This window comes from Flavobacterium beibuense F44-8, from assembly GCF_000769915.1.
Lineage (GTDB): Bacteria > Bacteroidota > Bacteroidia > Flavobacteriales > Flavobacteriaceae > Flavobacterium > Flavobacterium beibuense.
Map to the genome: position 1 here is coordinate 111,595 of NZ_JRLV01000011.1, position 12,328 is coordinate 123,922.

The window sequence follows — 12,328 nt, forward strand, 5'->3', positions numbered from 1 at the left end:
CCGCTTAACTTTCTGATTAATGTTCCTTCCAAAATAAAATTTTATTTCTGGTTTATAAACCTATTGTTAACATTAACATTTTATGTATATTTAGGCATAGAGATATGGAAAAATGGCTTGACCCAAAAACGATTGCACTCTGGATTATAATTGTTCTTGCAGTTATATCCCTTTTGGCAGTTTCATTTATCAGACTTGTAAGAATTAATTTTAGGCGTATGGTAGAACAACGCCTAAAAGAATCACGCATGCAGTTAGAACACCAAAAACAATTACTTGAAACCAGTGTGGTAGCACAGGAACAGGAAAGGACACGCATCGCAGCAGATTTGCATGATTCACTTATAGGTAAGCTAACCGTACTACGCATAAAGAATCAAACCCAGTGTGATATTCAGGATATAGACCACTTACTGGGAGAAAGTATTGCAGAGGCAAGAAGAATATCGCACGATTTGAGTCCGCCAATGTTAGATCATGCCACACTGTATGAACTTTTAAAAAATACCATTGCTCCCTGGAAAGAACAGTTTAAAATTCATTTCCACAAAAACATTAATCAGGAAACAGAAGTTCACGTTGATTTAAAAATACAGATAATACGTATTGTGCAGGAAATAATAATCAATACTCATAAGCATGCGGAAGCCACTGATATATTTATTAATTTGAGGGTTTCAAAAAAACATCTTTCAGTATCTGTAAGAGATAACGGTAAAGGGTTTGATATTAATAAAGGTAAAAAAGGTATTGGCCTTAAAAATATTGAATTAAGAATGCTTTACCTGAAAGGAAAATATAAAATCAAATCGGGAAATAAAGGAACAACAACCATTATTGCTCTAAACCTTACAAACTTTATATCCAATGAGTAAAAAACTGATTGCCATTACCGACGATGATAACCTTATCACCACACTCCTTAAAGATTATTTAGATAGTATAGAAAACTATAAAGTACTACTTACAGCATCTAACGGTCTGGACCTGATTGAAAAACTTAACGCATCAGACATACTTCCTGACATCCTGCTTCTTGATCTTAAAATGAAGGAAATGGACGGTGTGGAAACTACAGAATATCTTAAAAATAATTTCCCCACCATAAAAATCATTATAATATCATCTCATTACCAAAGCTCATTTTTAGGCTTTATGTTTAAAACAGGAGCATCTGCATTTGTACCTAAAGGTATTTCACCTGTGGTATTAAAACAGGTAATAGATAAGGTTTACGACTCTGGCGTATACTTCATGGAAGACCAGATTGAAAGCGTTAGGGAACAAATATCCTCAAAAGCACCTAAACCTGAACTTAGTGATGATACTGATCTTTCTGAGCGCGAAATGGAGGTACTAAAGCTTATTTGCATGCAAAAAACAGCAAAAGAGATAGGTGAAACACTTTTTATTACTACCAGAACAGTTGAAGGACACCGAAACAACCTGTTCACCAAAACCGGTGCAAAAAACATTGCCGGACTCGTAATATTTGCCATAAAACATAATATTATAGATGTAAATAACCTTGTTTTATAAACACAGGTAAAAATACGTGTTTTGTTAAAACACGTAAAATCATCCTAACTTAACAAATATATGTAAAGTACTTTGGTAGCTGAAAATAAGCAGCTTAACCAACTAAATATTTTACATATGCATCCTTTTCTTAAAGTATTGAGAACTACCGATGAGCAAAGCCAAAACGGCATTGTTAACGGTAAAATTAAGGAGCTCATTCCAACTGCAATGGTAGACACCCCGGCGATGGACTACCAAAAATGGCTTGAAGCTTCAAACAACAGGCTTGCCGATTTATCTAACGCTCCAAAAGATGCTAAAATAGCAATCATAGGTGCAGGTATGAGCGGACTTGTTACAGGTTTTGAACTGCTAAGAGCAGGTTTCACCAATTTTAAAATTTATGAAGCTACAGACAGAGTGGGCGGACGCTTCTACTCTTATGAATTTCCTAATGATGAAACCAACTTTGCCGAACTGGGAGCCATGAGGTTTCCTCCTTCAGAAAACTGTTTGTATTGGTATATCAAATACATGCAGGACAACCCTGAAAGAAACAAACATAACATTGAACTTAACGGCGATTTCCCAGATCCGGGACTGGTACCAACTCTTGTTTGCTACAAAGGGGAACAGTACAACATAATGCCAAACCAACCCATACCCGAAATTTTTAGGGACATAAATGAAAGCTGGGCAGGTTTTGTTACTACCCTGGAGCCTATTTTACTACCTAATGGTGTACAGCTGGATGCTCCTGCAAGAATCATGGAGTGGCTTGATATTTCTAACCCTCAAACTTATAATCCGGCAAAGGCACAAAATGCATGGCAGGGTTATGTAAACTACTTTAAAGACAAGTCGTTTATTGAAGGAATTATTGAAATTTTCTGTCAGCCAAATGCTCCAAAAAAATACAATGCAATTACAAAACAATGGGGCGATCGTTACCAGTGGCAATACCCTGATGACATAGAAAAATTCGGAACGGTTGGTACAGGTATTGGCGGGCAGTCTCCCCTATTCCCTATCAGTTTTGTATGCATGATGCGTTTTACCCTTAATAAACTGGAAGAAAACCATGCCCTTATTGTAACCGGAACCGACTCTGTAGCAAATGCACTGGCCGATTTTGATATTAACGGTAAAAAAGTAAGAGACTTTATTGTTACTAATACTCCGGTAAAAGTTATAAACCCTGAAAATAATGGTGGTAACGTAAGCCTTACTGATAATAAAGGTAATGTAATTGAAAGCGATATAAACCACCTGGTAGTTTGTACTACTACACGTGCTGCCGAAATAGAACTTGGTATTGATTCATTATGGCAGGCTAATCAAAAGGTTGTAGCGAATAACCTTATTGACATGAACAAGCGCGAAGCGGTAACTAATGTTCATGTAGCACAGTCCAGTAAATTCTTCTTAAAGGTAAAACCATGGTGGATAGGTGATGCTAATAAAGATAAGGTAAGATGTATCACTACTGATACCGCAATGGCAAACTTCTATACTCTCGATTACAATCCTAACGACACTGAGGCTGTTTGCCTTATGAACTACGTTTGGGAAGATCTTTCGGAAAAAGCAGAAGCACTGGGTGAACTGGATGAAAGATACCAACGCTTTTTAAGAGACTTAGGTAAAATTGAAGGTATAGATTATATACTGAATGCCATGCCTAAAAATGTAGACGAAACAAATGCCGTAATGATAGACTGGCAACTACAAAAATACTACAATGGTGCTTTTGCCTTAACCCAGCCTACTCAGGAAGATTATTTAAGTCAGCTATACTACAACTTCACTAACCTTAACAGCAATGCGGCAAAAATTTACTTTGCCGGCGACAGTTACTCATGGGTTGGCGGATGGGTAGAAGGTGCTCTTCAAACAGGTCTTAACGCATTTTCATCTATCGTGAAAAATCTAAACGGAACTTTTACAAGTCCTGCCCTATCACCTCTTGAACATCATAATCCAAAATCTATTGTTTACAATAACCCGAGTTCAATAGGTACTGTTATGTCTTTTGGTCCTTATGGCGGAGCTTCAGTAAAAACCATTTACTATCAGGAGCAAATCCGGTCGGGTTCATCATTTGCCATATACACAAGGGGTGGCGACTGTATAAGTGCCATTACAGTAAACGGTAAAACATACGGTTCGCCTGATTCTAATCCAATAGTGATTAACCTTATCGAACCAATAGACCAGTTTGAAATTTATGCCGGCTACTCTAACTATTACAGGGCAACGGTAGTAAGATGCTTTAAAATTAACGGAACAACTTATGGCGCTGTACCTCATACAGATGATATGAAATACAGTTTGCCTTTAGATAACCCTTCTAAAATCACTCAAATTATGGGATTACACGGCGACGCAATCGACAGGATAGGCTTCTCTTTTGAAGAGATTGTACATCCGCAATTATCTGCAAAACGTTCTTTGCAAAATGTAGCTTCGGCTCTTAAAAAATCGGCACTATCAGTATTGATAGCGGGTAGTATGGTATTATCAATGTCTTCTTGTAAAGAAAAACACGAAGAAGACAACAAACCTGAAGCCGAAAATGTTGAAAACGGTATTATTATACCACAGGAATTTCCTAATGATTTAGGAATAGCAAACTTTAGCTTCCCTGAAGATTCAACTAAAATCTACACTTGGTTAAACAATCAGGACACCAACAGCATTACTGAACACGCATGGGGTATTTGGGCTGGACTTACTAAAAAGTCAAACCAAATGTACCAGGGAGATTCTCTATGTGTATTTGAAACCTGGATGGGTGTTAAAGAACTTGCCGCTATGTGTAGAGTTCCTTTAACAAAAGGTAAAGAAGCAAAACAGGTTAAAAAAGGGCGTACTGCTCTTAGCGTACCTAGGCAGTTTATACACGCGCAGGTATTTGCTAAACAAGCTGAAATTGACAGCAGTTTCCAAATTTTTGAAACCGTTTCTTATAACCCTGGTGCAGCTAAATATGCTTTAGATCATAAAATATTCAATCAGTCTGTATTAAATAAATATGAAGTAAAAGATGGTATTGGTAGAATACCTCAATTCCCAAATAACGGTATCACTCTAAAACCAACTTACTATACAGGTATCCCTGATGAGAACGGACTTATACGTGTACCTACATGGCCGGGAACTCCAAACCCTGCAAAAACCTTTGGTCCTGAAAAATGGAATACATATGTATATGCCGATGTAACTAACAGCCAACCGGCTAATAAAAAACTGGTTCCTGTTACTAAAGAAAACCCTAGTGCCGATGAAATCAAAGCTGCTACCTGTAATGTTAGCGACTTTATAAACTACAAGCTTGATGAAGCTGCTGCTGTATACCTTAATAAAACTGAAGATATAGACGGTAATTCAAACTTTAAAGCAGGTGATCTTATTTTACTTGTAGCTATGCACGTAGGTACAAAAGAAATTAGCAACTGGACATGGCAAACATTCTACTGGAGTTACCAGCCAGACAGCCCGGCTTTACCAAGTTCTACTGCCGAGGCCAACTTACGCCCTTCACAAATAAAAGGTGCTGCTGCGCACTATGCTGTTGCCACTGCCTATGCTATGGTATGGCCTAACCAGCCTATAAACGGAGGTACAAATACAAATGTTACCCCTATTATAGCCTTTAACCCATATCTGGAAGCAGGCTTTGCTCCTAACACATTTACAGGAAACCCTTCATCTCCTAACAAACTTGGTTTAGAATATGGAGTTCAAACTAACTGTATGAGCTGCCATGCTCTTGCCGTAGCTTCAAATGAAGGCGGATATACTGCAGATCAATACATTAGTATGGATGACATGACTATCTATAAAAACCAGGTTCAGGTAGATTTTGCATGGTCAATTCAGGGTAATATCAATACCAAGAATTAAAAATAGCTGCATTTCGCAGATAAATATGTACAACACGTAGAATTACCTGTTTTCTAAAAACGGGTAATTCCTACCTGTTGTATTTTTATATATATACAGACCTTTAGATAATGAAATCCAGCTTGTTAAATTTCATTGCAGGTTATGACATACAACACTATTACACTCATACACAAAGTAATATAAAACACTAATAGGAAATGAGCATTTCTTCAACATTTATACACATTAAAGAGTTACTAAACAACGACCAGTTAAGTAACATCAAAAACCTATTAGCCACTGCTCCCTATGATGACGGGAAAAACACAGCCACTGATTCGGCACGTGAGGTAAAAAGCAACCTCCAGGTAAATATGCAAAGTCAGCAATACGGAATGATACAGCAAATTTTACTTGGTGCTTTAAACCAAAGCGAAACCTTTAGAAACGCTCTTTACCCCAAAAACATATACCCATTTCTTATTAGCAAATATACCGCCGGAAACGAATACGGCTGGCATGTTGATAATCCTTTAATGGGTAACATGATGCGCACAGATGTCGCTATGACAATATTTTTAAACGACCCAGAGGAATATGAGGGTGGTGAACTGGAACTGGAAACCCCTAGCGGTACACTTCTTTATAAGCTCAAAAAGGGAGATGCTATATGTTATCCGTGTATGTATTTACACAGGGTAAAACAATTAACATCAGGCGAAAGACATGTTGCAGTTACCTGGATACAAAGCCTGGTAAAAGGAAATGAAGAGAGAGGCATATTGTATGATATGCAACAGGTTTTAAACACTCTAAAAAAATCGGCTTCAAACAGCAGGGAGCAACTTGTGTTACAACAAAGTCACAGTAACCTGCTGCGAAAATGGAGTGAATAACCAAATCTTAAAATCAAATATATGTTTCACTTAAAAACTTTAAAATTATGGAAGGTTACATTGGAGAAATAAGACTCTTTGCTGCCAATTTTTCACCAAGAAATTGGGCTTATTGCAACGGAGGCCTTATAGCCATAAGTAGCAATACTGCTTTATTTGCAATATTAGGCACTACTTATGGTGGTAATGGAATACAGACTTTTGCACTACCAAACCTTATAGGAAGAACTGCAGTAGGTGCCGGTCACGGAGCAGGACTTAGCTATTACGACGCGGGAGAAATGGGAGGTACAAATACCACAACATTATTAAGTAGTAATTTACCGGCACACTCACATCCTGCTACTGCTACAGTAGCTGCTCCGGCTTATTCGGATGAAGGAGACACTGATTCTCCTACAAATCATGTTCTTGCTGCAAAATCAGGTATGTATAGTACTGAAGCCCCTGATACAAGTCTAAGTTCATACCAAAGTACATTTACGACTAATATTACAGGATCAAATTACCCAATAAACATTACCCAACCATTACAGGCAACAAATTATATTATTTGTATGTATGGAATTTTTCCGTCTCGTAACTAAAGGATTAAAAACTTAATAAAGTAAAACTTTTAAAATTTAAAATTATGGAAGGATATATAGGAGAGGTTCGCTTATTTGGAGGAAATTTTGCCCCAAGAGGCTGGGCTTTTTGCCAAGGACAAACTTTATCAATTTCAACATATGATGCTCTTTTTAGCCTTATAGGTACTATTTATGGAGGTGATGGGAGAACTACATTTCAACTACCTGATTTACAGGGAAGGGTTGCTATAAGCCCAGGACAGGCAGATGGCAATACCATAAATACTGTACTTGGACAAAAAGGAGGCACAGAAACACATACTATGAGTGTTGGCGAAATGCCTTCACATACACATACCGCTACAGCAACAGCTATTATACCTGCAAATACAGCCGCAGGTAATACAGCTTCTCCTACAGGACATGTTCTTGCTTCACTAGCAGATACCTATTCGTCCGAACCTCAGGATACAACACTTGTAGCAACTAATGCTGCTGTTCAGGTTGGTAATTCAGGACTATCAGTTCCTTTTCAAATTATTCAGCCTTATACCTGTTTAAACTATATAATTTGCCTGCAAGGAATTTTTCCAAGCAGAAACTAACTTTTAATTAATTTATAAAATTAAAATTATGGAAGGAACAATGGCAGAAATACGTTTGTTTGCACCAAATTTTGCACCAAAAAACTGGTCCTATTGTGCAGGTCAAACATTAGCAATATCAAGTAATACAGCGCTTTTTAGTCTTATTGGCACCATTTATGGCGGTGATGGCAGGACTACATTTAAACTACCTGATTTTAGAAGTAGGGTACCTGTTGGAGCAGGCCCCTCAAATACGGGGATTACTGCATACACTATGGGACAAGTTAGTGGTACAGCTACTGTAACAGCATCTGTTGCAAACTTACCGGCACATATTCACTCTGGCATACTAAATTATGCCCTACCGGCATATTCAGATGAGGGAGATACGGCAACACCTACAGGAGCCGGCTTAGCGGCTGCAAGTGGGCTTTTCTCTACAAATCCACCTAACGCTTCTTTATACCCGCCTAGTGCACACATAACAATTGAAGATAATGGTGGAGGTGCATCTTTCAGTATTATGCAACCTTATCTAAGTATAAACTACATTATTTGTGTTCAGGGTATATACCCTAGCAGAAACTAAATTTTAATATTAATACCCCCGGTTAAACCCGGGGGTATAAAATACTACCATAACTACCATGAAAATAGGTTTACTACTTACAAAATCAGTAATATACCCTTCAATGGGTTTTGATATTATTGACGGACTTAAAGCTTCCCTAAAAAATCAGGGACAGGAAAGCGAGTATGAAATAATAGCTAAGAATATTGGTGTAGGAGGTAATAATGATGATATATACTCAAATGCAGAACAGCTATTGCTGGAAGGGGCTGATATTGTTATTGGCTATATAAACCCGCACGCGGCAGAGGCCATCTCTACCCTTTTTGAAAGCTCCGGAAAAACTTTACTAGTGTTAGACAGTGGTTACCATTTACCTGTTTATGAGTCTGTATTACCTAATACTTACTTTATTTCACTTCAGGGTAATTTATGCTCCAGAGCAATTGTTAATAAAGCTTTTAGCGATGGCAACAAAAACTTTGCACTAGCATGCTCATTCTTTGATGCCGGATATCGTTCACCATACATATATTCTGCTGCTAGTGAAGAAAAAGGCGGAGCCGTAACATTTAATCATGTAACCCCTTTACGAAAAGTAGACTTTACACTTGATCCACTTGTTAACTACCTTAACGAAAATAAAGATACAGCCATTTTTGTCTCTTTTTGTGGTGATATGACCGAGGATTACTTAAATGAAAGCGCGAAACTTGAAAGCCTTTCAAAAAATAATACTTACGCTAGTGGCTTTACTGCAGAAGAAAACTGGCTTGATAAAATTACCTACCCGGGGTATGACTGGTATAGTGCTGTTCCGTGGTCAAAGAATATAGATACTCCTGCAAATAACGAATTCAAAAATATAATGGGGAGCATCCGTCCCGAAAAAATAAACATTTTTTCACTACTGGGCTGGGAAGCTGCATTGTATATAAGTAAGTCAGACAACTTTAATTTTGACGGACTTATTATAGACTCTCCTCGGGGAAATGTATTTATGAATCCATCAACAAAACACTCTGAAGCACCTGTGTATTATGCCACAGTTACTAAAAACATTGATACTAATACCTGTGTTCTAACCAATATTACTGAAGAAAGCGACCTTACCGAAGATCGTAATGGCTTATTAAAAGATATTGAGTATATAAAAAATAACATCTCCAATTCATGGCTTAACTCTTATGCCTGCTTAGATTCATGATAGCAACAGCTCCAAAAATTATAGTATTATGTAACAACCGTATGGCTGTACCGGCACTGCAAAGTCTGGGTAGCCTTAATATGCTATGTGCTATTGGTGTTCCAAAAAATAATCAGGAGGTAATTGAAATATGTTCTGCTATTGCAAAATCATTAAAAATACCTCTTCTGATTTTAAGTAAAGATATTTTAGATAAAAGCTTAGGTGAACTTATTGGCAATACAAAGGCTAATTATGTTTTCACGATGACATTCCCATGGAAAATATCCCAAAAACTAATCACTGATATCCCTAATACCTTTTACAACTTTCATTACGGACTACTTCCTGAAATGAGGGGAGCCGATCCTGTATTTGAGTGTTTAAGACAGGGCGTAAAGGAAACCGGAATCACCATTCATAAAATTGAAAAAGATATAGATACAGGGGCTATACTACTCAAAAAACAAATTCCTGTAGAGGCTACTACAACTCATGGCTTTTTATGCACCAGTCTTTCTTATCTGGGAGCCCATATCCTGCCTGAGGCTATTTCGTTGCTACAATCAGGTGTTAACGGTATTCCACAGGACACTAAAAAGGTAAACTATTACAAGAGACCGGGTATAAAAGATGTATGCCTTAACTGGCATAATCAGGATGCAAAATCGGCACAATCCTTAATAAGAGCATGCAACCCCTGGAATAAAGGGGCTTATACACAATGGAAAGGATGGAATATAAGGATAATAGAGGCTTCTGCTATTGATTTACCTATAAAAACAGATAATAATCCGGGAACGATACTAAGTATTGATGAAAATAACGGACTCATTATACAATGTAATAATAACACCCAACTAAGGGCTGATATTATTTACACCGATGAAGGATACATGAGCGGGCATCGTTTGCTTGCTTTTGGTGTGAAAAAAGGCGAACATTTTGTCAGTTTATAATCAAATCTAACCAGTTCATTTATAAATAAATATTATATGAAGTATTTTTACTCTAAATTAAAATTCTGCTTAACGGGATTTTTTATGATAGGGTTGTTTTTATTAGCAGGAGAAAAGGCTAATTCGCAAACCACCCTTAGCCCCGGGGACATATTGTTCACCGGTTTTGATGCAACCTTCTCCCCTTCTAATGGGGATGTATTCACATTTGTATTGCTTAAAGATATTACATCCGGCACAGTGATAAGTTTCACTGACAGGGGATATTTTGGAGGTAGTAGCTGGCAAAGCGTGAGTACTATCAGCTCTGAATCAGACATAACCTGGACTTCAGGAAGTGCACTTAGTTTGGGAACCCAAATTTATATAAAGGGATTAACAGCAAGTGTGTTTGACCCTTCAGGGGGAACATATACCCCAAACGGTACAGTTGCATTAACTAACGGTACTTCTTCTAACGGTTTAAATCTTTCAGCTATTGGTGATGAGATTATCGCTTATCAGGGAGGTGGCGGATCGGTTACCGGTAGTGGTGTTACAATTATAGCCGGTATTAATTATTATTATTGTGTAGGAGGATCAAATTCTACTGCCGGTTGGAATAGTGGCAGTTGTGCTGATAACCCCAACTCTTCAGAAATGCCTCCCGGACTTACCGGAGGTTTTGATGCTTATTTTACAGGGCCTATATCAGGCACTGATGCTCCAGATGCAGGGTATTTTAGTTGTACCGGAGGATCACTTAGTACAGCTAGCCAGATAAGAACAGCTGTTATGAATTCTGCAAACTGGGTTCTTAGCGCAACTACAGTAACATTACCAAATACATGTACTTTTGGTGGGTCTCCACCAGTGCCTACACCGGTGGTTACAACAGATCCTGAAGACGTTCATACTTCTGTTAGTGGTTTTGCTCTTTTTGAGTGTACCGCTACAAATTCACCTACTTATCAATGGCAGGTAGACTCTGGTTCAGGTTTTACAAACATATCAAATGGTGGTGTTTACTCAGGTGCTACTACTTCTTTTCTTACCTTGCTTTTAATTCCCGAGTCAATGGACGGAAACCTATATCGTTGTGTTGCTACAAACTCTGGTGGCTCTGTTACATCAGCCAGTGCATCACTAACCTTATTCAAGGCAAGTTTTACTTCTCAAACTAATGTTGACTGTCATGGTGATTCAACCGGTAGTCTTACAGTAACTGTTGAGGGAGGAACTGGTCCTTATACCTATCAATGGGATCATGGACCTTATTTAAGCAACTCATCTTCAACTTCTAATACTGTGACAGGTCTTAGTGCAGGTGAATATCATGTAATAATAGAAGATAGTAATTATTATATTTATGGCCTCACTGCAACAATTACAGAGCCAAGTGCTCTTGTAGCCAGTGCAGTTGTAAACAATAATACAGTTTGTGGTGGTAGTACGGGCCAGGCAACGGCAAGTTCTACTGGAGGAACAAGCGGTTATAGTTATTTATGGGACGACAGTCTTGCCCAAACTACAGCAACAGCAACAGGACTTTCAGCAGGTACCTATACGGTAACCATTAAGGATAGTAAAAACTGTGAGGATACTGCTACTGTAACTATAACAGCCATTGACTCTACCAATCCGGTGGCTGATGTGGCTACACTTCCTACCATAACAGCACAATGTGAGGTAACTGCAGGAACAATCACTGCGCCAACAGCTACAGATAACTGTGAAGGAACAATAACGGGTACAACTTCAGATCCACTTACTTACGCTGCTCAGGGGACTTATACCATAACATGGACTTATGATGACGGGAACGGTAACACAACTACGCAAACACAGTCTGTTGTAGTAGATGATACTACTGCTCCGGTGGCAGATGTGACTACACTTCCTACCATAACAGCACAATGTGAGGTAACTGCAGGAACAATCACTGCGCCTACGGCTACAGATAACTGTGAAGGAACAATAACGGGTACAACTACTGATCCGCTTACTTACTCCGCTCAGGGTACCTATACGATAACATGGACCTACAACGATGGTAACGGTAACACAACTACGCAAACTCAAACGGTAATAGTAGATGATACTACTGCTCCGGTGGCTGATGTGGCTACACTTCCAACTATAACGGCACAATGTGAGGTAACTGCAGGAACA

Annotated in this window: 10 protein-coding genes; all 10 read left to right on the plus strand. The window is 38.3% G+C overall.

The window, feature by feature from the left end:
- The first annotated feature begins 104 nt into the window (after window positions 1-104).
- Window positions 105-875 (plus strand): sensor histidine kinase, encoded by a 771-nt coding sequence (locus Q763_RS11245; RefSeq protein WP_052123407.1) that lies wholly within the window; start codon window positions 105-107, stop codon window positions 873-875.
- Window positions 868-1,539, plus strand: a complete 672-nt coding sequence (locus Q763_RS11250) for a response regulator transcription factor (protein WP_035134279.1) — start codon at window positions 868-870, stop codon at window positions 1,537-1,539. Before Q763_RS11245 ends, Q763_RS11250 begins: the two co-directional genes overlap by 8 nt.
- A 117-nt stretch (window positions 1,540-1,656) precedes the next feature.
- A complete protein-coding gene (locus tag Q763_RS11255) occupies window positions 1,657-5,427 on the plus strand; it encodes an FAD-dependent oxidoreductase (RefSeq protein ID WP_157499414.1) in 3,771 nt (1,256 codons plus the stop codon).
- Window positions 5,428-5,627: 200 nt separating this feature from the next.
- On the plus strand, window positions 5,628-6,305 hold the full coding sequence (locus Q763_RS11260; RefSeq protein ID WP_035134283.1) for a Fe2+-dependent dioxygenase: 678 nt from the start codon (window positions 5,628-5,630) through the stop codon (window positions 6,303-6,305).
- Window positions 6,306-6,352: 47 nt separating this feature from the next.
- A complete protein-coding gene (locus tag Q763_RS11265) occupies window positions 6,353-6,892 on the plus strand; it encodes a phage tail protein (protein WP_035134285.1) in 540 nt (179 codons plus the stop codon).
- 44 nt (window positions 6,893-6,936) lie between these two features.
- Complete coding sequence (locus tag Q763_RS11270) at window positions 6,937-7,479, plus strand: phage tail protein (RefSeq protein WP_035134287.1); 543 nt, start codon at window positions 6,937-6,939, stop codon at window positions 7,477-7,479.
- A 28-nt stretch (window positions 7,480-7,507) separates the two neighbouring features.
- Window positions 7,508-8,050, plus strand: coding sequence for a phage tail protein (locus Q763_RS11275; RefSeq protein ID WP_052123410.1), 543 nt, complete (start codon window positions 7,508-7,510; stop codon window positions 8,048-8,050).
- Between the two features lie 58 nt (window positions 8,051-8,108).
- Window positions 8,109-9,239 carry an ABC transporter substrate-binding protein gene (locus Q763_RS11280; protein ID WP_084596059.1) on the plus strand — a complete coding sequence of 377 codons (1,131 nt, stop codon included), beginning with the start codon at window positions 8,109-8,111 and terminating at the stop codon, window positions 9,237-9,239.
- On the plus strand, window positions 9,236-10,177 hold the full coding sequence (locus tag Q763_RS11285; RefSeq protein ID WP_035134293.1) for a methionyl-tRNA formyltransferase: 942 nt from the start codon (window positions 9,236-9,238) through the stop codon (window positions 10,175-10,177). The genes Q763_RS11280 and Q763_RS11285 overlap by 4 nt, the downstream gene beginning before the upstream one ends.
- 84 nt (window positions 10,178-10,261) lie before the next feature.
- A partial coding sequence (locus Q763_RS11290) for an HYR-like domain-containing protein (protein ID WP_035134295.1) occupies window positions 10,262-12,328 on the plus strand: 2,067 nt, incomplete at its 3' end.

What these genes read in the sequence shown, in the direction of transcription:
- Q763_RS11245 (WP_052123407.1), top strand. Translation starts at nt 105, where the DNA reads ATGGAAAAATGGCTTGACCCAAAAACGATTGCACTCTGGATTATAATT.
- Q763_RS11250 (WP_035134279.1), top strand. Translation starts at nt 868, where the DNA reads ATGAGTAAAAAACTGATTGCCATTACCGACGATGATAACCTTATCACC.
- Q763_RS11255 (WP_157499414.1), top strand. Translation starts at nt 1,657, where the DNA reads ATGCATCCTTTTCTTAAAGTATTGAGAACTACCGATGAGCAAAGCCAA.
- Q763_RS11260 (WP_035134283.1), top strand. Translation starts at nt 5,628, where the DNA reads ATGAGCATTTCTTCAACATTTATACACATTAAAGAGTTACTAAACAAC.
- Q763_RS11265 (WP_035134285.1), top strand. Translation starts at nt 6,353, where the DNA reads ATGGAAGGTTACATTGGAGAAATAAGACTCTTTGCTGCCAATTTTTCA.
- Q763_RS11270 (WP_035134287.1), top strand. Translation starts at nt 6,937, where the DNA reads ATGGAAGGATATATAGGAGAGGTTCGCTTATTTGGAGGAAATTTTGCC.
- Q763_RS11275 (WP_052123410.1), top strand. Translation starts at nt 7,508, where the DNA reads ATGGAAGGAACAATGGCAGAAATACGTTTGTTTGCACCAAATTTTGCA.
- Q763_RS11280 (WP_084596059.1), top strand. Translation starts at nt 8,109, where the DNA reads ATGAAAATAGGTTTACTACTTACAAAATCAGTAATATACCCTTCAATG.
- Q763_RS11285 (WP_035134293.1), top strand. Translation starts at nt 9,236, where the DNA reads ATGATAGCAACAGCTCCAAAAATTATAGTATTATGTAACAACCGTATG.